Origin of the sequence: Microbacterium sp. CFBP 8801, assembly GCF_014839455.1 — a bacterium.
Classification (GTDB): domain Bacteria; phylum Actinomycetota; class Actinomycetes; order Actinomycetales; family Microbacteriaceae; genus Microbacterium.
Genome location: NZ_JACYNU010000007.1, coordinates 1 through 20,789 on the forward strand (window position 1 = coordinate 1; position 20,789 = coordinate 20,789).

At 71.7% G+C, this 20,789-nt stretch carries 20 protein-coding genes; 12 read left to right on the forward strand and 8 right to left on the reverse strand.

All coding sequences use genetic code 11. The features are described 5' to 3' along the window. The first annotated feature begins 138 nt into the window (after positions 1-138). Both IFR11_RS09770 and IFR11_RS09775 read left to right on the forward strand, forming a co-directional pair. A complete protein-coding gene (locus IFR11_RS09770) occupies positions 139-1,155 on the forward strand; it encodes a tripartite tricarboxylate transporter substrate binding protein (protein ID WP_191916030.1) in 1,017 nt (338 codons plus the stop codon). After that, a complete protein-coding gene (locus IFR11_RS09775) occupies positions 1,152-1,778 on the forward strand; it encodes an RraA family protein (protein WP_191916031.1) in 627 nt (208 codons plus the stop codon). Before IFR11_RS09770 ends, IFR11_RS09775 begins: the two co-directional genes overlap by 4 nt. An 87-nt stretch (positions 1,779-1,865) precedes the next feature. On the opposite strand, the gene IFR11_RS09780 is transcribed toward IFR11_RS09775, so the two are convergent. Beyond that, positions 1,866-2,942 (reverse strand): alkene reductase, encoded by a 1,077-nt coding sequence (locus IFR11_RS09780; protein WP_191916032.1) that lies wholly within the window; start codon positions 2,940-2,942, stop codon positions 1,866-1,868. Between the two features lie 394 nt (positions 2,943-3,336). Between IFR11_RS09780 and IFR11_RS09785 the strand changes: the two genes are divergently transcribed. The 5 genes from IFR11_RS09785 (at position 3,337) to IFR11_RS09805 (ending at position 7,141) form a co-directional block, all read left to right on the forward strand. Next, positions 3,337-3,489 carry a PLDc N-terminal domain-containing protein gene (locus IFR11_RS09785; RefSeq protein WP_191916033.1) on the forward strand — a complete coding sequence of 51 codons (153 nt, stop codon included), beginning with the start codon at positions 3,337-3,339 and terminating at the stop codon, positions 3,487-3,489. Between the two features lie 111 nt (positions 3,490-3,600). Next, positions 3,601-4,248, forward strand: a complete 648-nt coding sequence (gene pdxH / locus IFR11_RS09790; RefSeq protein WP_191916034.1) for a pyridoxamine 5'-phosphate oxidase — start codon at positions 3,601-3,603, stop codon at positions 4,246-4,248. 59 nt (positions 4,249-4,307) lie between these two features. Continuing rightward, a complete protein-coding gene (locus IFR11_RS09795) occupies positions 4,308-5,012 on the forward strand; it encodes an MBL fold metallo-hydrolase (protein ID WP_342030284.1) in 705 nt (234 codons plus the stop codon). A 123-nt stretch (positions 5,013-5,135) separates the two neighbouring features. After that, entirely contained in the window at positions 5,136-6,293 is a 1,158-nt protein-coding gene (locus tag IFR11_RS09800) for a GTPase family protein (protein ID WP_191916036.1), read from the forward strand. Positions 6,294-6,481: 188 nt separating this feature from the next. Beyond that, a complete protein-coding gene (locus tag IFR11_RS09805; protein WP_191916037.1) occupies positions 6,482-7,141 on the forward strand; it encodes a HEAT repeat domain-containing protein in 660 nt (219 codons plus the stop codon). A 57-nt stretch (positions 7,142-7,198) separates the two neighbouring features. Here the strand turns inward: IFR11_RS09805 and IFR11_RS09810 are convergent, their stop codons facing one another. Together IFR11_RS09810 and IFR11_RS09815 are read right to left on the reverse strand one after the other, a co-directional pair. Further along, entirely contained in the window at positions 7,199-8,137 is a 939-nt protein-coding gene (locus IFR11_RS09810) for a DUF1295 domain-containing protein (protein ID WP_191916038.1), read from the reverse strand. Next, entirely contained in the window at positions 8,134-9,975 is a 1,842-nt protein-coding gene (locus IFR11_RS09815) for an AMP-dependent synthetase/ligase (protein WP_191916039.1), read from the reverse strand. Before IFR11_RS09815 ends, IFR11_RS09810 begins: the two co-directional genes overlap by 4 nt. A 260-nt stretch (positions 9,976-10,235) precedes the next feature. Here IFR11_RS09815 and IFR11_RS09820 point away from each other — a divergent pair, with 260 nt between their 5' ends. From IFR11_RS09820 to IFR11_RS09830, 3 genes are all read left to right on the forward strand, one after another. Further along, positions 10,236-11,420, forward strand: coding sequence for an acyltransferase family protein (locus IFR11_RS09820; protein WP_191916040.1), 1,185 nt, complete (start codon positions 10,236-10,238; stop codon positions 11,418-11,420). Between the two features lie 9 nt (positions 11,421-11,429). After that, the gene (locus IFR11_RS09825) at positions 11,430-11,588 is read left to right on the forward strand and encodes a hypothetical protein (protein WP_156459327.1); all 159 of its coding nucleotides are present in this window, start codon (positions 11,430-11,432) and stop codon (positions 11,586-11,588) included. An 82-nt stretch (positions 11,589-11,670) separates the two neighbouring features. Next, entirely contained in the window at positions 11,671-13,230 is a 1,560-nt protein-coding gene (locus IFR11_RS09830; protein ID WP_441005398.1) for an SDR family NAD(P)-dependent oxidoreductase, read from the forward strand. Positions 13,231-13,731: 501 nt separating this feature from the next. Here the strand turns inward: IFR11_RS09830 and IFR11_RS09835 are convergent. From IFR11_RS09835 to IFR11_RS09845, 3 genes are all read right to left on the reverse strand, one after another. Continuing rightward, the gene (locus IFR11_RS09835; RefSeq protein WP_191916041.1) at positions 13,732-14,139 is read right to left on the reverse strand and encodes an NUDIX domain-containing protein; all 408 of its coding nucleotides are present in this window, start codon (positions 14,137-14,139) and stop codon (positions 13,732-13,734) included. Between the two features lie 250 nt (positions 14,140-14,389). After that, a complete protein-coding gene (locus IFR11_RS09840) occupies positions 14,390-15,718 on the reverse strand; it encodes an FtsX-like permease family protein (protein WP_191916042.1) in 1,329 nt (442 codons plus the stop codon). Next, the gene (locus IFR11_RS09845) at positions 15,715-16,488 is read right to left on the reverse strand and encodes an ABC transporter ATP-binding protein (protein ID WP_191916043.1); all 774 of its coding nucleotides are present in this window, start codon (positions 16,486-16,488) and stop codon (positions 15,715-15,717) included. The genes IFR11_RS09840 and IFR11_RS09845 overlap by 4 nt, the downstream gene beginning before the upstream one ends. Before the next feature lie 250 nt (positions 16,489-16,738). Between IFR11_RS09845 and IFR11_RS09850 the strand changes: the two genes are divergently transcribed. Together IFR11_RS09850 and IFR11_RS16355 are read left to right on the forward strand one after the other, a co-directional pair. Next, complete coding sequence (locus tag IFR11_RS09850) at positions 16,739-17,371, forward strand: hypothetical protein (RefSeq protein WP_055832461.1); 633 nt, start codon at positions 16,739-16,741, stop codon at positions 17,369-17,371. Further along, on the forward strand, positions 17,368-17,796 hold the full coding sequence (locus IFR11_RS16355; protein WP_244630705.1) for an amino acid transporter: 429 nt from the start codon (positions 17,368-17,370) through the stop codon (positions 17,794-17,796). The genes IFR11_RS09850 and IFR11_RS16355 overlap by 4 nt, the downstream gene beginning before the upstream one ends. Before the next feature lie 143 nt (positions 17,797-17,939). Here the strand turns inward: IFR11_RS16355 and IFR11_RS09860 are convergent, their stop codons facing one another. Further along, on the reverse strand, positions 17,940-18,980 hold the full coding sequence (locus tag IFR11_RS09860) for a zinc-dependent alcohol dehydrogenase family protein (protein ID WP_191916133.1): 1,041 nt from the start codon (positions 18,978-18,980) through the stop codon (positions 17,940-17,942). Between the two features lie 412 nt (positions 18,981-19,392). After that, positions 19,393-20,772 (reverse strand): adenylosuccinate lyase, encoded by a 1,380-nt coding sequence (purB, locus tag IFR11_RS09865; protein WP_191916044.1) that lies wholly within the window; start codon positions 20,770-20,772, stop codon positions 19,393-19,395. Positions 20,773-20,789: the final 17 nt, after the last annotated feature.

Sequence of the window (20,789 nt, forward strand, 5' to 3'; positions counted from 1 at the left end):
TCATCTGCGCCCTCGCCGTCGCGCTCGGAGCGAGCCGCCCCGCCCTCGCCGCCTTCGTGCGGTCGCGGTCCCGCGCGCGGGTCGACGCCTAGTCCTGTCCCTGCTCACCCGTCATCCCCACCAGAAGGAGAAATCAGCATGCGAACCCGCTCCCTGACCCTCACCGCCGTCGCAGCCTTCGCTGCCGTGGCCCTCGTCGGATGCTCGTCCGCCGCCGGCACCACCTCGAACGGCAACGGCGCCGACGAGGCCTGGCCCGCGGCCGGCACCGACATCGAATGGATCGTCCCCTCGGCAGCCGGTGCCGGCAACGACATCCTGGCCCGCATCGTCGCGCCGGCCATGCAGGAATCCCTCGACGCCAACATCCAGGTCGTGAACCTCGAGGGCGGCAGCCAGGTCGTCGGCCTCAGCAAGCTCGCCACCTCGGCACCCGACGGAACGACGTTCGGCTACACGAACATCCCGTCGATCCTCGGTCGCTACCTCGACCCCTCGAAGAACGCCACCTTCGATCGCGAGAGCTTCCTGCCGGTCGGTTCCTTCGCCACCAACTCGGTCGTGATCGGCGTGGCCGCGAACAGCCCCTACAAGACCATCGACGACCTGTTCGCCGCCGTCGAAGACGACCCCGGCACGATCACGGCGGGAACGGACTCGCGCGCCGGCGACGACCACGTCAACCTGCGCATCCTCGAGAACGAACTCGACCTGGGGTTCAACATCGTCCACTACAACAGTGGTGCCGACAAGGTGGCCGCCGTCATGTCGGGCGAGGTGAACTTCGCCCTCGGCGGGGTCTCGAGCTTCTACGGCCCGTACAAGTCCGGCGACATCCGCCTTCTCGCGATCATCGAAGACGAGCAGAGTGAGCTCATGCCCGACGTGCCCACCCTGACCGGCGCGGGCTACGAGGTGGCGCCGATGAACAGCCGCTTCACCCTGTCGGTGCCGGCCGAGACGCCCGAGAACATCCGCTCCTCGCTGGAGGCCGCCCTCAAGGTCGCCGCGGAGGATCCCGCGGTCATCGAGAAGCTCACCAACGCCGCCACCGTCGCCTCGTGGATGCCGGGTGCCGAGGTCGAGACGCTGTGGGAAGAGCGCGAAGCCACGATCTCTCCCATCATCGACGAGCTGCTGCAGGTCTCGAAATGACCTCGGCCGTCGCGACAGCCGTCGCCGAGCGCGCGCCCCTCAGCGCCTCGGAGCGCGAACGTCTCGCGCCCCTGGCGGCCTCGGCGGTCGTGGACTCCATGCAGCGCCTCGGGTCTCCGGATGCCGGGATCTCACCGACGTGGGTGGGTGCGCGCCTGGTGGGACCGGCGCTCACCGTGCTCACGGCGGCGGGCGACAACCAGATCGTCCACGCGGCGCTCGACGTCGTCCAGCCGGGCGAGGTCATCGTGCTCAACGGCTTCGGCGACACCACGAGGGCGCTGATCGGCGACCTCATCGCCGAGCGGGCGCGGAGCCTCGGGGTGGCGGGCTTCGTCGTCGACGGCTGCGTGCGCGACGTCGACGCGATCCGCGAGCTGGGGCTCCCCGTCTTCGCTCGCGGGGTGACGCCGGCCGGCCCCTATAAGAACGGTCCGGGTGTGATCGGCGGCGCGGTCGCGATCGGGGGCGTCGCAGTGCTGACGGGCGACGTCGTGGTCGCCGACGCCGACGGCGTCGTGTTCATCCCCCGCGCGCAGCTGGACTCCATCGTCGACCTGGCGGAGCAGAAGCTCGAGAGCGAGGCCCGGAAGCGGGCGAGCATCCGGGCGTCGGTGGGCTGAGTCCGCACCGGCATCCGCATCCCCGGTTATGACGAAGGGCCTCGCGCGAACAGCATCCACCGTCCGTGCGAGGCCCTTCGACGTGATTCAGTCCCGCAAGAACGGGTAATCCGTGTAGCCGCGCTCGTCGCCGCCGTAGACCGACGCCTGGTCGACCTCGTTCTCGTCGGCGCCCTGCTCCCAGCGCGTGACGAGGTCGGGGTTGGCGATCGCGGGGCGACCGACGGCAACCAGGTCGGCAATGCCGTCGTCGACGGCCGAGACGGCCTCGTCGCGCGTGGTGATGCTCGAGAAGCCGGTGTTGACGATGACCGTGCCGCCGAACGCACGGCGGAGGTCCTGGATCAGCTCGCCCGCGGGGTCGGCGTGCAGCACGCTCAGGTACGCGAGTCCCAGAGGCGCGAGGCCGGCGATGAGCGCTTCGTAGGTGGCGCGGGTCTCATCCTCGTCTTTTTCCCACACGTCCTGGATGTTGTGGGCGGGCGAGATGCGGATGCCGACGCGACCGGCGCCGATCTCGGCCACGACAGCCTCGGCGACCTCGATGACGAAGCGGGCGCGGGCCTCGGGCGACCCGCCGTACTCGTCGGTGCGCTGGTTGGAGGCGGGCGAGAGGAACTCGTGCAGCAGGTATCCGTTGGCGCCGTGCAACTCAACACCGTCGAAGCCGGCATCCACCGCCTTACGGGCGGCGGCGACGAACTCGTCACGCACCGTGGCGAGTTCGGAGGTCTCGAGCGCGTGGGGCTCGGCGTAGGCGACCTTGGTGCCGTCGGCCAGGCGCGTGTCGCCCTGGATCGCGATCGCCGAGGGGGCGACGATGCGCTCGGTGCCCGTGATGGCGGGGTGCGTGACGCGTCCGCCGTTCATCAGCTGCATGAAGACGGTGCCGCCCTCGGCGTGTACGGCCTCTGCCACCTTGGCCCAGCCGGCGGCCTGGGCGTCGGTGACGATACCGGGCTGTCCGGGGTAGGCGCGCGACTCGTCACTCGGGAAGACGCCCTCGGTGACGAGGAGGCCGATGCCCGCGCGCTGTGCGTAGTACTTCGCCACGATCGGGCCGGGAACGCCGTCGGCCGACGCGCGCAGGCGGGTCATCGGGGCGAGCGACACGCGGTTTCGAACATCGACATCGCCGACGGTGGTGGGGTGGAACAGGCTCACGGGAGTCCTTTCGTGAGGGGAGGAGGTCACGCTTGCTCAACGGGAGGAGGCGGAGACCTATTCCACCGGGGGCGCACGGAGGAGCGGGGTGGGTTGACCCGGACGCGCACGGACGTTCGCTTCGCGGCGGGCACTCCTCCGCGGGCATCGAGCCGGGGCGGGCTGCTCCGCGCGACGGCATCGCGGGCTACCGACACGAACCCGCGGAACATTCATGAGACGCGCATGAGAACGCGGGTTCACCCCTGGTATCCGGGGATTCGACGGACTAGCGTCGTCTCCCGTTCTCGGCATCAGACTCGTCGACGACAGTCGGCACCACGCAGAAGACGAAGGGCGACGTGATCGTGACTCTCGAAGCGACCATCCCCGCGTGGCCGGCGGTGCTCCAGTGATGGCTCGCGCCCCCTGGAACAGGCCGGGCGAATCCCCGCAGACGCGTCGTCTGCGCATCGCGCTGTTCTGGAGTGCGGTCGTGCTCGTCGTGGCGTTCGTCGGAATCCTCGTGTACTTCGTCGCGGGATCGGCCCGCATCGCCGGCCTGTGAGCTCGGCGCTTCGGTGAGGCGAGGCCCGCGGCCGTTCTGTGCCGTCGGGCCCGCCTCACCGTTGTGGCTGCGTACGATGGGCCTCCTGCACACGCTCCGGAGGACTGCGCGATGACCGAGAACCCCCTCGCCCACCGCCTCGACTACGCCCTCGACGCGCTCGACGACGGCGCGTTGAGCGCCTCGCCCGTAGAGCTCTTCGAGCGCTGGCTCGCCGACGCGGCCGATCTGCCCGAGCCGAACGCGATGGTGGTCTCGACGGTGGATGCCGAGGCCCGACCGACCTCGCGTACCGTGCTGCTGCGTGGCATCGACGACGACGGCGCGCTGTGGTTCTTCACCAACCGCCTGTCGCGTAAGGGCCGCGCGCTCGCCGAGAATCCTTCGGTGTCGATCCTGTTCCCCTGGTACGCGTTGCAGCGCCAGGTCATCGTGCTCGGTACGGCGACGCCGCTGCCGCCCGAGCGTGACGACGCGTACTTCGCCTCGCGGCCCCGCGCTTCGCAACTGTCGGCCTGGGCGAGCCACCAGTCGGAGCAGGTGGCATCCCGAACCGCCCTCGAGGAGCAGATGGCCCGGATCGGCACCCGATTTGCCGACGACGAATCCGTGCCGCGCCCCCCGCACTGGGGTGGGTACCGGGTCGAGCCGCGCGAGATCGAGTTCTGGCAGGGGCGGCCGTCGCGACTGCACGACCGCATCGTGTTCTCACGCGACGACCCGGCGGGGGAGTGGGCGGCGTACCGGCGGCAGCCGTGACGATGCCTTCGTCGGCTGAGTGCGGGTCGGCACTGCGCGAGATCGCGCCCGGTGTGCTCGTGAGCACGAGTCGCACGATGCAGACGAACACGACGGTCATCGTCGACTCAGGCCGCGCGTTGCTCGTCGACCCCGCGTGGATGCCCGACGAACTCGCCGCGCTCGCCCGCGAGTTGCGGGAGCGCGGCATCACCGTGGTCGAGGGCTTCGCGACCCACGCCCACCACGACCATGTGCTCTGGCATCCGGAATTCGGCGACGTGCCCCGCTGGGCGTCGGCGCGCACCGCCGAGCTCGCCCGCACCGAGCGTGCCGACCTGGTCGCCGCTCTCGGGCCGGCGTTCTCCGACGACCTCGTCGACCTGATGGGACGGGTGGGTGCCGGCATCCCGGCCTTCGACGTGGAGCTCATCGTGCACGACGGGCACGCCCCCGGGCACACGGCGCTCTGGCTGCCGGAGCCGCGCGTGCTCGTGGCAGGAGACATGCTGAGCGACGTCGAGCTTCCGCTTCCGTTCTGGCCCGATGACGTGCCGGCCTACGAGCGGGCGCTCGATGCGCTCGAGCCCTACGCCGACGCCGCGCGCCTCGTCATCCCGGGCCACGGGAACGTGGGCACCGACGCCCGCGCTCGCCTCGACGCCGACCGCCGCTACCTCACCGACGTCCGGCGCACCGGCCGGTCGAACGACCCGAGGCGTGCGAACGAGGGGATGGATGCCGAGTACGCACACCTGCAGGAGCTTCTCGGCCGTCAGCCCTGAGCCGGATGCCGTCGGTTCGCTGTCGTTCGTGCTCGGGACACCGCGCGGCGCCGATGTCCATGGGCGGTCCCGGGGTCGCGTCGAATGCGACACTGACCAGACATGCACGAGCGAGGGGGCGCAATGGCGAAGAAAGACGCGAAGAAGCCCGCGATCGACGAGAAGGCGTTCGTCGACGCGTCGTCGGAGGCGCGGTCGCGCTACGGCCGGTTCAATCTCGCGATCGTCGGGACCTCCGGAGTGGGCAAGTCGTCGCTCGTCAACGCCGTGTTCGGGCGCGATTGGGCGAAGGTCGGACGAGGGCTCCCGGTCACGCGCGGGGTGCAGTTCTACAGCGACGACTCCCTCGGCATCTGGGACGTCGAGGGCTTCGAGATCGGATCGCCCATTCCGCCCGATCAGCAACTCCGAAACCACCTCGACGCGATCGCGGCGCACTCCGGCGACCACCAGATCTCGGTCGTCTGGTACTGCGTGAAGGCCAACGACGATCGCCTCACGCCCGCCGACATCGCCATGATCCGTGAACTCGACGCCCGTGGACTTCCCGTCATCCTGGTGCTCACCAAGGTCGATTGGATCAAGAACCCGATCACCGGGCATCAGAGCGTGGCCAAAGACGTGGAGGCCTTCGTCGACTGGCTGAACGACCCGACCGATGCCGCGACCGGCGAACGCCTACGTGTGCCGTATCGGCGCGTCATCCTCACCTCTACGCGCGACCGGCACGGGAAGGGGAAGGGGCACGGCCTCGGTGACCTTGTCACCGAGACGCTCGCCCTCGCTCCCGAGCGTGACAAGGACGCCTTTCGCATCGCACAGCGCCTCAACCTCCCGTGGAAGCGCGAGATGGCTCGCCCGATCATCGCGGCAGCGGCCGCGGCAGCCGCGGGAGCGGCGACCGTTCCGCTTCCTGTCTCGGATGCTTTCACTCTTGCGCCGATCCAGCTCACGATGATGGGGCGCATCGCCGCGGTCTACGACCTCGAGGTCAAGACGATGCTCTCGGCCGGAGCCCTCGCCCAGTTCGGCGTGCAGGTGGCGGGTCGGGCTCTGGCGACGAGCTTCCTGAAGCTGATCCCCGGCGCCGGCGTCGTGGTGAATGCGGCGGTGGCGGGCGCCCTCACGGCGGCGACCGGAGAGAGCTGGTTGAGGATCTGCGAACTCCTGCACACGGGCAAGATCGACGTCCGCAAGCTCGACCAGGAGTGGTCCAAGTACGCGCCGAACTTCATGGACGTCGCTCGGAAGCTGATCGAGCGGCGGGTGCTGAAGAAGTAGAGCAGCCGGCGTCGGGGTCGCACGATCGAGTCCGGGGAGGGCGGAGGGGGAGGGACGAGCGGAGGACGGATGCCGCTGAGGCGTCCTCCCGTGGTCCCGTGCCCTCCGCTGGTCACGGCTCCCCGCACCGCAACCGACCAAGCCTCACGACCCCCGCGGCCCCGCCGCGTGAAACGCTGGGAGGCACCATGACCGACGAAACCCCCGCCGACCGCCTCCGCGCCGCGCTCGAGCACCCCGATGCGTCCGTGCGCCTGCAGTCCGCGCTCGCCGCGGGGACGCGTCCCGACGACCGCTACGTCGCCGAGCTGGTGGCCCGGTGCGCGGTCGAGCCCGACTTCTTCGTGCGCGACATGCTGACCTGGGCGCTCACGCGGCACGACCCGGCCCGCACCGTGCCGGCGCTGCTTCCCGAAGTGGCATCCGAGATCCCCCAGGCGCGCAGCCAGGCGCTGCACACCCTGTCGAAGATCGGCGACCCCGCGGCGTTCACGGCGATCACCCCGGCGGTGCTGCGCGATCGGCACCCCGAGGTGGCGCGGGCGGCGTGGCGAACGGCATCCGGGCTCGTTCCCGACGGCGAGCACGAGAGCCTCGCCGACGAACTGTCGACCCAGTTCGGCCGCGGCGACCACGACACGCAGCGCAGCCTCAGCCGCGCGTTCGCCGCCATCGGATTCCGGGCCGAGGCGGCCGTCGAGCGCGCGGCCGCGTCGCCCTACGACGTCGTGAGCGCCCATGCGCGGGCCACGGCGATCGTCATGGACGACCCCGACACCGAGTTCGCCGAGGCCGTCGTCGAAGCGCGGCGGGTGGTCGCGCAGCGGGTGCTGCCACCGGAGGGGTGACGCCGCGGGTGCCTACCGCTGCGCCACCTTCACGCACAGATCCCGACGGGCGGTCACCTACCGCCGCGCCGCCTTCGCCGACGGCGCGGTGAGCGAAGGAATCAGCACGGGCGTGCCGTCACGGTACGCGCGGTAGTCGGCGCGGTCGCCCCAGCGCTCGTCGGCGCGCTTCTCGAGCAACGGGATGCCGCTGACCCGGGTGAGCAGAAGGATGACGAAGAGCGGCGAGAGGACCGCGATCCACTGCCACCCCTGCAGCACCGGCACCGCGACGAGGAAGACGCCGACCCACACGAGGATCTCGCCGAAGTAGTTGGGGTGGCGCGAACGCGACCATAGACCCGTGCGGATGAACTCGCCCTTGTTCGCCGGGTCGGCGCGGAACGCCTGCTTCTGCAGGTCGGCGACCACCTCGAGCACCATTCCGAGCAGCCAGACCACGATGCCCGCCGCGGCGAAACCGTCGAGGGGCGCCCGGTCGGTGGCATCCGCGCTCATCGCGATCCACGCGGCCGAGGCGGTGAGAGCGACCCACAGACCCTGGATGCACCACACCTGGAAGAAACGCAGCGGCTTCGTCTTGATCTCGTCGAACCGTCCGTCGGAGCCCGAGCGGTGCACGCGCGCGAACAGGAACGACCCCAGGCGCGCGGCCCACAGCACCACCATGGCGGCGAGGATCCATCCGCGGGCATCCTGCGCGGGCGCGAGGAACGCCAGCGCGACGGACACCGAGATGAACGTCAGGCTGCCGGTGAGGTCGAAGAACCGTTCGGTGCGGCGAAGCGCCGAGGGCACGAAGACGAGGAACTGGATGACGAAGGCCGCGGCCACCGCGAGGGCGAACACCGGGATGCCACCGACCTGCGCGCCACGATGGCTGCCGGCCACGGCGACCCCGGCGCCGATGCCGAGGGCCACGACGACGGCGACGATGGCCGTGCGGTTCTGCGTGTCGGCGGACCCGCTGGTGGTGGGGGGAACGGGTGCGGTCATGATGCGGCTCCTCGGTACAGGGTGTCGATCGTGTCGGCGGCGCGATGCAGCACCTCGCGGCGCTTGATCTTGAGCGTGGGGGTGACGAGCTCGCGGTCGTCGAGGTCGGCGAGCACGAGGGTGAACCGGCGCACCTGCTCGCTGCGCGCGACGAGGGCGTTGGCGGCGTCGACGGTGGACTGCAGGTGAGCGCACAGGAGCGGCTCGTCGATCGCGCGCAGCTCTCCCGGTGAGCCGGGCTCGAGCACCGCGCCGTTCGCGGCGGCCCAGGCGGCGGACTGCTCGGGGTCGAGGATGAGCAGGGCCGAGAGGTAGGGCTTGCCCTCACCGACCATCACGGCGTGCTGCACGAGCGGACTCGCCTCGACGGCGCCCTCCCAGCGGGCGGGGACCACGGTCTTGCCGTTCGAGGTGACGATGACGTCTTTCAGACGGCCTTCGAGGATCAGGCGCCCCCCGTCGTCGATGCGGCCCAGGTCTCCCGTGCGGAAGAAGCCGTCGACGAAGGCCTCGGCGTCGTGGCGGGGGTCGCGGTACCCGGCGAACACGCCCACCCCGCGAGCCAGCACCTCGCCCTCGGCGCTGATGCGCACCGTCGAGCCGGGCAGCGGGAGCCCGACCGTGCCCGAGACGATGCGGCCGGGCAGGTTGCCCGTCAGCGGCGCGGTGGTCTCGGTGAGCCCGTAGCCCTCGATGACCGGAACCCCGATCCCGCGGAAGAACAGCGACAGGATGCCGTCGAGGGTCGCCCCGCCCGACAGGATGTAGCCGACGCGTCCGCCCATCACCGCGCGCAGCCGCGAGTAGAAGAGCGCGTCGAAGACGGCGGCGCGCACGCGGAGGCCGAGGGGAGCGCGGCGACGATGGCCGGCATCCTGCTTCTCGGCGAAGCGTCCGCGGGCGACGGCCGTCGACACGGCGCGCGCCCAGACCCGGCCCAGACCCTTCGCGGCCGCCTTGTCGGCGGCGGCGGCCTGGATCTTCTGCAGCACGCGCGGCACGACGACGAGGAACGTCGGGCGCAGCACCGCCAGGGCGGGCACGACCTTCGCCGGGTCGGAGAGGTGCGCGATGCGCATGCCGCTGGCGATGCAGATCAACTGCAGGCCGCGGGCGAGTACGTGCGCGAGCGGAAGGAAGATGATCGTGTTGCCCGTCGGGGTGACCACCTCGCGGTAGGCCGCGGCGATGTTGAGCACCTGCCCGAGGAAGTTCGCGTGCGTGAGCACGGCGCCTTTCGGCTCGCCCGTCGTGCCCGAGGTGTAGACGATCGTCGCGGGGTCGTCGTGCCCCGCGAGCGTGCGCCGGCTCTCGAGCTCGGCGTCGGAGACGTGCGCACCGAGCACGACGAGGTCGTCGAGGGAGGGGATGCCATCGACTCCCCGCATCGCCCAGGTGCCGAGCGCGTCGGTCTCCGCCTGCGCGAGCGCCGCGTGCAGCAGGTCGGCGTGCGCGCGCGACCCGGCGACGGCCAGGCGCACGCCGGCATCGCGCACGATCGCATCGACTTGCGAGGCCGACGAGGAGTCGTAGACCGGAACGACGACGCCGCCGGCGAACCAGGTCGCGAGATCGGCGACGGCCCACTCGTAGCGTGTCGGAGCCATGATGGCGACCGTGTCGCCCGCGGCGAGGCCGGCGCCCATCATTCCCTTGGCGAGAGTGCGCACGTCGTCGAGGAACGCGGCGGTCGTCACCGGGCGCCACGACGAGGCGTCGTCGGTGGGCACCTCGAACGCGACGTGCTCCGGGGCTTCGGCCGCTCGAAGCGCGAGCAGGTCGGTCACGTTGGCGAACGCGTCCAGGCTCGCCAGCGCAGGCGTGGTCGTCTCGAGCATGTGTCCTCCGGTGCGAGTGCGCGGCCATAGGAGCGACAGGCCGCCGATCAGTGTTCGGAGGAGTGCGCGAATCGGATGGGTACTGCGTGCGAGGGAGGGGAGGAAGGGAGGGGCCCCCCGTCAAGCCCCGACCTTTTCAGGCATCTCCTCAACGCGGAGGAGTACCGTCTCATCCGGTCTGCGCGACTGCACGTGCTCAGGTCGACTCCTCTGGCGTCGTCGACGAGCACGGGGTCGCGCCCGAACACGAGACGGAGGCGATGACCATCAGCACGATGACCGCCTCCGCGCCGACCGTGCAGCGCTCCGCGGCCGAGGCCGCCCCCGGCCCCCTCTCGCACGTGCGCAACCTGCCGTCGCTCACGGGGCTGCGCTGGGCGACCGCGATGCTGATCTTCGGCCACCACATCATGGCGGTCGAGTACTTCGGCGGGAACGCCGGGGTCGTGTGGGGCGTGCTGTTCGAGGCCGGCAAGACCGGGGTGACGCTGTTCTTCATCCTCTCGGGCTTCGTGCTGGCGTGGGGCTACAAGCCGCAGCAGTCGGCGCGGTCGTTCTGGTGGCACCGTTTCGCCCGCGTCTATCCCCTGCACCTCGTCGGCGTCGGGCTCGCGCTGGTCGCCGCGGCGACACTGGTGCCCGAGATCCGTGCCGACGGCGCGGCGCCCGTCGTCGCCAACGTGCTCCTCGTCAACGGCTGGGTGCCCGACTGGTGGCAGGCGGGCAACCCCGCGAGCTGGTCGCTGGTGTGCGAGGCGTTCTTCTACCTGAGCTTCCCGTTCCTCATCCGCCCCCTCGTGCGCGCGTCGAACCGCACGCTCGTGGTGGTGGTCGTGGCATCCCTGGTCCTCGTGGCCCTCATGCCCCAGATCGCCGCGGTGTCGCCCGTGCCCCTGTCGGCCGCATCGACACCGCTGCTGCGTATGCCCGAGTTCGTCATCGGCGTGAGTCTGGCGTTGCTGATGAAGAACAGTGACTGGCGTCCCGTGCGCCTCGCGCTCGCGGTGCCGCTCGCCCTCGCCGGATACGCGCTGTCAGAGGCCCCGACCCTTCCCGGCACCGACGTGCACCCCGGCCTCGCCGCCACCGTCGGCTTCTTCGCCCTGCTCGTCGCCTCGCTCGCGGACGCCGACGCCCGGTCGAACTCGACGTTCCTGGCCCGGCCGCTCTGGCAGGAGCTCGGCCGTGTCTCGTTCGCGTTCTACCTGGTGCACCTGCTCGTGATCGCGTCGGTGTCGTCGGCCTGGCCTGACGGGCATCCGCAGCTGCCGTGGCGGCGCGCGGTGCTGCTGGCGCTCGCCGCGTTCGGCATCGCCCTGGCGATCGCCTGGGTGCTGCACAAAGCGGTCGAGGTCCCCGCGCAGCGGTGGCTGCTGCGCCGCGATCGGGCACGCGCGACGGCTCGCTCGACCGCGACGCTGGCGACGACCGACGCCCGCCGGTAGCATCGCCGGATGTTCTCGGCCGTCGGCGGTGCCCACCTGCTCATCCTGTTGCTCACCTGGGGCCTCGGTCTCGTGGTGGTCGGGGCGGCGCTGTACGTCGTCGTGCGCGTGGCCGTGCTGCACGCGCTGAAGGCGCACACGCGGTGGATCGACGGCGGGAAGCCCTAGCCGCGCCACCGGAACAGGCTGATCCGTTCCGCCGCCGCATCCGGCCCATTCGCCGTTCAGCAACGCCTCGGTACACTTCCCTGTGCCCGAAACGCCCTCGAACCCCGACCTCGACGCCCCTCACGACGTGCCGCGCGACGTGCCGCGCGACGTGCCGCGCGACGTGGCGACCGAGTCGACCCTCGACGCCGGGGCCCCGGCATCCATCGATCCGACCGAGCTCGAGATCGCGCTGCGCGTCATCGACGCCGCCGCATCGCTCGACCCCGAAGACCCCGCGTACATCGCCCTGCGCCGCCAGACCGGAAAGCTCTACAAAGACGTCAAGCGCCAGTCGCGTCGTGAGAAGCGCCAGCGCATCGCCGACGCCGACCGCGCGGTCGTGGCCGCCACCGCGACGGGGGCCGCCGACCGCATCGACGACGAGACCCGCGGCATTCCGCTGGCGACCCGCGCGACCACACCGTTCGCGGGCGAGCTGATCAAGGCGCGCGCCTGTTACATCTGCAAAGAGGACTACACCCTCGTCGACGCGTTCTACCACCAGCTCTGCCCCGACTGCGCGGCCATGAGCCATGCCAAGCGCGACGCCCGCACCGACCTCACCGGAAAGCGCGCGCTGCTCACCGGCGGTCGCGCCAAGATCGGCATGTACATCGCGCTGCGCCTGCTGCGCGACGGCGCGCACACCACCATCACCACGCGCTTCCCGCGCGATGCGGTGCGGCGCTTCTCGTCGCTGCCCGACAGCGCCGACTGGATCCACCGGCTCAAGGTCGTCGGCATCGACCTGCGCGACCCCGCCCAGGTGATCGGACTCGCCGAGTCCGTGGCATCCGCGGGCCCGCTCGACATCCTCATCAACAACGCCGCGCAAACCGTGCGGCGCTCGCCGGGGGCATACAAACCCCTGGTGGATGCCGAACTGGCACCGCTTCCCGACGGCCCGCTGCCCGAGTTGCTCACCTTCGGCCACACCAACGACGCCCACCCGCTCGCGCTGGCGCAGTCGGTGTCGTCGCATCCGATCCTCGCGGCCGCCGCCCGCACCGCCGACGAACTCACCGCCGAGGCGATGGCCGCGGGCTCCTCGTCGCTCGACCGTCTGGCCGCGGGCACCGCGATCGACGCCGGCGGCCTCGTGCCCGACGAGGACCGCATCAACAGTTGGACGCAGCACGTCGACCAGGTCGAGCCGCTCGAGATGCTCGAGGTGCAGCTGGCCAACATGACCGCGCCGTTCCTGCTCGTCAGCCGCCTGCGCCCGGCCATGGCCGCCTCGACCGCGGAGCGCAAGTACATCGTCAACGTCTCGGCGATGGAGGGCGTGTTCGGCCGCGGATACAAGGGCCCCGGCCACCCGCACACCAACATGGCCAAGGCCGCGCTGAACATGCTCACCCGCACGAGCGCGCGCGAGATGTTCGAGAGCGACCGCATCCTCATGACGGCCGTCGACACCGGCTGGATCACCGACGAGCGCCCGCACTTCACCAAGGTGCGACTCGCCGAGGAGGGCTTCCACGCCCCGCTCGACCTCGTCGACGGCGCCGCCCGCGTGTACGACCCGATCGTGCGCGGCGAGGCCGGCGAAGACCTGTTCGGCATCTTCTTGAAGGATTACCGCAAGAGCTCGTGGTGAGCTCGGCCGCGGGTCGCGTTCCGCGCGGTTGAGTGTCCAGGACACGCCGCGTTGGCGGGTCGCGCGCCGCGCGCCCCGGTGTGGAGTGTCCGGAACACGCCGTGCGGTCGGGGGGCTTTGCGGCGTTTCTTGGACACTGAACGGTGGTTGGACCGCCCGCGGGGGTGTGACGCTGTCGCGTCGCGCGCGTTGTTGGTGCGCCGCGCTGCCCTGTCGCGCCGTGCCCCGGTGTTGAGTGTCCAGGACACGCCGTGCGAGCGGGGTGCTTTGCGGCGCGCCTTGGACACTCAACGGCGGTTGGACCGCGCGCGGGGTGTGGCGGTCGGCGGCGGTGCGTTGGTGAGCCGTCACGTCGGTGCGGTTCGCCGCGGCGCCGCGCTGGGCGTCGCTCGGTCGCTGCCGCGTCCCGCCCAGTGTTGAGTGTCCGGAACACGCCGTGCGGGTGGCGGGCTTTGCGGCGTGTCTTGGACACTCAACGGCGGTCGGACCGCGCGCGGGCGCTCAGGCGGGCAGGAAGAACTCGCGGGCGAGGGGGGCGATCTCGATCCCGGATGCCGTTGCGGCGGTGACCCAGCGGAGTTCGGCGATCTCGGCATCCGGGACCGGCTGCTGGTCGCCGATGTCGACGCGGAACACCTCGGCCACGACCTCGAAGCCCGGCTCGTTCGCGGCGCTCGCGGTGAAGGATCCGAGCGGCTCGAGCGTGTCGGGCGAGACGCGCACGCTGATCTCTTCAGCCAGCTCGCGGGCGAGCGTCTCGGCCGGCGTCTCACCGGGGTCGGGCTTGCCGCCGGGCTGCATGAACGCCGTCGTGCCGGCCTTGCGCACGACCAGCAAGCGGCCTTCGGCGTCGGTGATGACCGCGGCCGAGACGTGGATACGGCGCGGGGGAGTGGCATCCGGGATCACTTCGGCACGGTAGCACTCACCCGGGCGCGGAAGGATCGTCGAGTGTCCAGGACATGCCGCTGCGCGTGGGGTGGGTGCGGAGTGTCTTGGACACTCGACGGCGTGTGGGCGAGGTGCGAGGGAGCCGCTCGCGCCGATTCGCTCACGACCCACGCCGCCGCAGCCCCACCCGCGCGCCCCCGCAGCCGCGCCTCCGCAGCCCCGCCACTGCGCCGCCACGGCCGCGGCCCCGCTCCTGCCCCCGTCCCCGTCACGCCGCGCTGCGGCGGATCCCGTTCACGATCGGCCGCGTCGACGCCAGGGCGGCGGCGACCAGGGCGAACCCGGCGGCGAACGTGAGCACGATCGTCAGCACCGCGAGCGGGGCGACGAGCAGGCTGATCCCGACGACGGGCGCGGCGAGCATCAGGCCGAGGGCCGCGCCTCCGACGGCGGCCCAGCGCAGCGGCACCATCACCGTCAGGCGACGGGCGCGGCGGAGTTCGGCCTCGGGGATGCCGAGGCGGTCGAGCCCCACGATCAGCTCGCGCTCCTCGAGCACCGACGCCGCCTGGGTGACGCCGACCGCGCAGGCGAGCAGCACGAACGCGATGCCGAGGGTGACGAGCACCCCGGTGCGGATGTCGGCCATGAGGGGCCCGGCCTCGGATGCGACGTCGGCGATCGCCAGACCGGAGCCCGCGACGACGGCGATGAACGACACGAGGGCCATGCCCGACACCCGGCGCCACGCCGGGCCGGCGTGCGCGGCGAGCTCGCGGCCCGCGACGAGCTGGGCGGCGGTGCGGGCGCGGCGGGCCATCGCGCGCCCGCGGGCGGCGATGATCGGGGCGCCGATGAGGTTGAGCAGACCCAGCGCTCCCGCGAACAGGGCCAGCAGCACGGCGACGCTCACGGCGGGGCCGACCAATTCGCCCACGACGCTGAAGTTCGACACCAGCGCCACGACGCCCACGATCAGGATGCCGCCGGTGACGAACGCCGTGGTCCTCTTCGGCGGGGCTTCGCTGCGGGTACGCACCCCCAGCGGTGTCACGGTCACGCGGCGAAGGCTCGCCGCCGCGCTCACCGCGCCGATCAGCACGACCGCGGCGAGCACGGCGGCGCCGAGCAGCGGGTCGACGGCGACGGCGGCGATGCCCACGGGCCCGCCGAAGAACGGCAGCAGACCCACCAGCGGCAGAAGCGCACCGTAGAGGACGACACCGGCGACGGCTCCGGCCGCGGCGATGACCGTCGCCTCGAGCACCGTCAGCGACCACAGCTCACGTCCGCTCGCGCCGAGCAGTCGCAGGGTCGCGAGGCGGTCGTTGCGCCGGCGGCTGGTCAGGCGCGCGGCCGCCGCTCCCAGCGTGACGAGGGGGACGGCCAGCAGCACCAGGGCGAGCACGGCCAGGATGCCGTAGAAGCCGCCCTCGTCCGCCGTGCGCGGGTCGACGAGGAACATGCGCGCGCCCCCGGCGACCACCAGCAGCAACGCGGTGGTGACGGCGAACGCCACGACGGGCAGGGCGATCGCCGCGCGACCCTGCCGGGCGGGACGCGACAGCAGGCGGGTGAGGGGGACGACGGCGCTCATCGGTCGAGACCCGTCGAGAGCGATGCGGCACCCGCAAGCGTCCCGGTGGCGGAACCGGCGCCCGACGCCGTGGCATCCGCCGCCGAATCCGCGACGATGCGCCCGTCGCGCACCTGCACGATCCGCGAGCAGCGGCGGGCCACGTCGGCGTCGTGCGTGACCATCACGAGCGTGCGCCCCTGCCCGGTCGTCGCGTGCAGCAGCGCGGTCAGCACCTCGGCCGAGGTCGTCGAGTCGAGGGCGCCGGTGGGCTCGTCGGCGAAGACCACCGGGGCGCCGGTGACCTGCGCGCGGGCGATCGCCACGCGCTGTGCTTGGCCGCCCGAGAGCTGGCCGATGCGGCGGTCTTCCATTCCGGCGAGTCCCAGGGCGGCGAGCCAGCCGGCGGCATGGCGTTCGGCATCCGGTCGACGCAGGCCTTTCAGCAGCAGCGGCAGGGCGGCGTTCTCGACGGCGGTGAGCTCGGGCAGCAGCAGGTGCTCCTGGAAGACGAAGCCCAGCGACTCGCGGCGCACGCGGGCGCGCTCGCCCTCGCCGAGTCCGACGAGTTCGCGGGCTTCGACGCCGGGGGCGCTGAGTACGACGGAGCCGGAGTCGGGGGCGATCACGGCCGCGAGGCAGTGCAGCAGCGTCGTCTTGCCCGAGCCCGAAGCGCCCATGACGGCGACGGACTCGCCGCCGCGGATGGTCAGCGACACGTCGTCGAGGGCGCGCAGCTCTCCGTAGCGCTTGACGAGGCCGGTGGCGGTGAGGACGGGGGAGGAAGTCATGCCTCCATTCCAGCGAGAGGGGGCGGGTGGGTCGTCCGTCGGGGGAGGTATCCGGGTCGGCCGCGAGGACGATTCCCGGGCTCGGTCGCCTCATAGCGCTCGAAGACCGCGCCGAGACGAGGCTCCCGTCGGCGTCGACCGTCAACGCAACCCAGGGCCCCGGGCGTCTCGACGTCGAGCGGCCCCGAGGTCCGCACAGGTGCCGAGGAATAGACTGGATGCCATCGACTCCGCCTCTCCGGGACTCTCCGTGACCACTCCTTCCTCCGTGCGCTCGTTCGACCTGCGCCACGTGCAACTCGCGCGCGCCCTTTTCGCGGCGCTCGCCGCCGTCATGGTGACGTTCTCCCCGGATCACTCGGCGCCCCTCGGGCTCGGCGTGTTCAGCGGATTCGCGCTCGCCACGGGCCTCGTCTTCGCCCTGTCGGCCTGGCTCGTCTTCCCCCGCGCCGAGCGCGCGACTCCCGTACTGCTCGCGGTCGTCTCGATCCTCGCGGGCCTGGCGAGCAGCGTTCCCGCGTGGCGCACCACGGGCTTCTTCTTCGGCGTCGTCATCGCGTGGGCTCTGCTCACCGGGCTCATCGAACTGCTGGGGGCACGGCGCGATCGCCGCGCCGGCCGCACCGACGGTGTGCGCGACGGGGTGCTCATCGGCATCCTGAGCCTGGTTCTCGGCGCCGCGCTGCTGCTGCCGTTCCAGCAGTACACGCTCGACTACAGCATCGCCGGGGCGGGCTCGTTCACCCTCACCGGAATCACCATCGCCGTGGGACTCTTCGGCGGATACGCGGCGGTCGTCGCCGTGTTCCTGGCCATCGCGGGCTTCTCACCCCGCCGCCCCGAGGCCGCTCCGGCCCTACCTTCGGAAGAGGCCGCGTCATGACCGACAAGCCCACCCGCCGCGACCTGATGAAGCCCGTTCAGCTTCTGGGCCTCGCCTTCGTCGCCGCTCTGTTCGCCGGCTTCGTCACGCTCATGTCGATGGGGTTCTTCCAGACCCGGCCCGCCGACGAGATCCAGCGCGCCCTCGTGGTGGCGGCGGTGGCCGCGGGAGCGACGTTCATCGTCACGCTCGTGAGCGTGGCGCTGATGCTGCTCATGGTCGACCCCTCGAAGGTCACCGCGACCATCGACCGTCCGCTGCTGCTGCCGACGGATGATCAGGATGCCGCTCCCACCGGCGCGGCGGCGGCGGCGACGTCCAGTGCGGTCAGCGAGCCGGCGTCCACCGACCCCACGGACGCGAAGCGACCGACCCGGAGCGCCGCAGACGGACCCGACGGCGACACCGCCGCCCCGAAGGCCTGACGCCGACCGCATCGCGCCCGCGCGGTGACGAGCGGAGGGTCTGGGACGAGCGGAGGACTCAGCGGGGGATTCGGTACTCCCTCGGCCACATCTCCTCCGCCGAGCACCGTCCACGGCCGATTTTCGGCCCCCGGCCTCCGCGCTCAGGCCCGACGCGGGTCGATCATCGTCATGCCCGCGGGTGACGCGGAGTCCATGCCCGGCAGCAGCGTCGCGGCTTCGCCGAGGCCGATGACGCGCTCGATGAGGTCGTGCGGGCGCAGAGCGCCGCTCTCGATGAGCGAGAGCATCTCGGGGTAATCGACCGCGGCCATGCCGTGGCTGCCGAGCAGGTCGAGTTCCCACGCGATCACGCGGGCCATCGGCATCGACGTCATGCCGTCGGCCGTGGGCAGCAGGCCGATCTGCACGTGGCGTCCGCGGCGCCGCAGGCTCAGCACCGCGTCACGGGCCGTCTGGGCGCTGCCGACCGCGTCGACCGAGACGTGGCTTCCTCCGCCGGTGAGCTCGTGCACCGCCGCGGCGATGTCGGAGCCGTCGGCGACGAGGGCGTGCTCCGCGCCGAGGCGCCGCGCCGCGTCGAGGGCGGCGGGAGTGCGATCGACGGCGATCACGCGCGCGCCGAGGGCGACGCCGATCATCACCGCGCTGAGTCCCACCCCGCCCGCGCCGACCACGGTGATCCACTCCCCGGCCGCCACGCGCGCGCGGCCGGTGAGTGCGCGGTACGCCGTGGCGAAGCGGCAGCCGAGCGCCGCGGCCGCCTCGAATGAGACGCCGTCGGGAATGCGCACGACGTTCGTGTCGGCCGCGCGCAGCACCACCCGCTCGGCGAAGGAACCCCACTGCGTGAACCCGGGCTGCTGCTGGTCGGGGCACACCTGCGCGTTGCCGCCGAGGCACCACTCGCACGCGCCGCAGCCCATCACGAACGGCACGGTCACGCGGTCGCCGACGCTCCAGCGCTGGACGCCCTCGCCCACCTCGACGATCAGACCGGCCAGCTCATGACCGGGAACGTGCGGCAGCGACACGTCGTCGTGGCCGACCCAGGCGTGCCAGTCGCTCTTGCACAGGCCGGTCGCGTGCACCTCGACCACGACGCCGCCCGCCGGGGCGGTCGGGGCGTCGACCTCGCGCACCTCGAGCGGCTCGGCCAGGGCATCCATGATCATCGCGCGCATGGCATCCATTGTCCCGTCCGCGGCTTCTGCGCGTCGCCGGGGTCGCCGCGTGGCGGTGTGGCACGGGATGCACGGTGTGCCGAACTCCTGAGAAATCGTGGCCGTCGAGCCGAGATCCGCGAGAAACCGGGGCCGATCCGCCCACGCCGTCGATTTCTCCGGAGTCCGGCACGCGCCGAGGGGCAGCGGTTGTCGACGGGCCGACCGACGGGGGCGTCGGACGGTCGGCGGGGGCGGGGAGGCGGCTCTTCGGGGCGAGCCGAACTCCTGAGAAATTGCCTGCTCGCGCCATTTCTCCCGTCTCGGAGGCAGAGGCGCCCCCCCCTCTCAGGAGTTCGGCGCATGGCTCCGAGGTCGGAGCGAGAGCGCGGACGTCGGCTCGCGCCGTGGGCTGCCCCGCGGCGGCCCCGCCCTACAGCGCGTCGACCACCTTCGACGCCAGCCCCGCGTACGCGGCGGGCGTGAGCGCGAGCAGGCGCTCTTTCGCGGCGTCTCCGATGTCGAGGCCGCGCACGAACTCGGCCAGCTCGGCGCCGCCCACGCGGCGACCGCGCGTGAGGTCTTTGAGCAGGGCGTAGGGGTCGGTGATGCGCGAGCGACCCGCGGCGATCTCGGCGCGCACCACTGTCTGAATGGCCTCGGCGAGCACCTCCCAGTTCACGTCGAGGTCGGCCAGCAGCACCTTGTCGGCGAGCGAGATCTCGGTGAGCCCGCGCTGGAGGTTGTCGAGCGCGAGCAGCGAGTGTCCGAAGGCGACCCCGATGTTGCGCTGGGTTGTCGAGTCGGTGAGGTCGCGCTGCAGGCGGCTGGTGACGAGGGTGGATGCCAGGGTGCCGAACAGTCCGCCGGCGATCTCGAGGTTCGCCTCGGCGTTCTCGAAGCGGATCGGGTTGATCTTGTGCGGCATGGTCGACGACCCCGTGGCGCCGGCGACCGGGATCTGCGTGAAGTAGCCGAGCGAGATGTAGGTCCAGATGTCGGTGGCGAGGTTGTGCAGGATGCCCCCCGCGTGCCGCGCGCGGTCGTACAGCTCGACCTGCCAGTCGTGCGATTCGATCTGCGTCGTGACCGGGTTGAAGCCCAGGCCGAGCGACTCGATGAACGTGCGCGTGAGCTCGGGCCAGTCGACGTCGGGCTCGGCGGCGACGTGCGCCGACCAGGTGCCGGTGGCGCCCGAGAACTTGGCGAGGTACTCCCCGGCGTCGAGCTGGCGGATGACGCGCTCGAGGCGCCACGCGAAGACGCCGATCTCTTTGCCCATGGTGGTGGGCGTGGCGGGCTGGCCGTGGGTGCGCGAGAGCATGGCCGCGTCGCGGTGCTCGACGGCGAGCTCGGCGAGGGCGGCGGTGACGGAGCGGAGCTTCGGCAGCCACACGCGCTCGACCGCGCGCTGCACGGTGAGGGCGTAGGCGGTGGAGTTGATGTCTTCGCTGGTGCACGCGAAGTGCGTCAGCTCGGCGAGCGCGGTCAGCCCGAGGGTGTCGAGCCGGTCGCGCACGAGGTACTCGACGGCCTTCACGTCGTGGCGGGTGACGGCTTCTTTCTCTTTGAGCCAGGCGATCTCGTCGGCGCCGAACTCCTCATACAGGGCCCGCAGACGCGTGCGGTCGGCGTCGGACACGGGCGAGGTGCCGAACAGCGAACGGTCGGTCAGGGCGAGCAGCCATTCGACCTCGACCTCGACGCGGGCGCGGTTCAGGCCCGCCTCCGACAGGTAGTCGCCGAGTTCTGCGACGGTGGCGAAGTACCGGCCGTCGAGGGGGCTGAGGGGCTGCGGAGGCAGAGAGGACACGGGTCTCCCGGGGATCG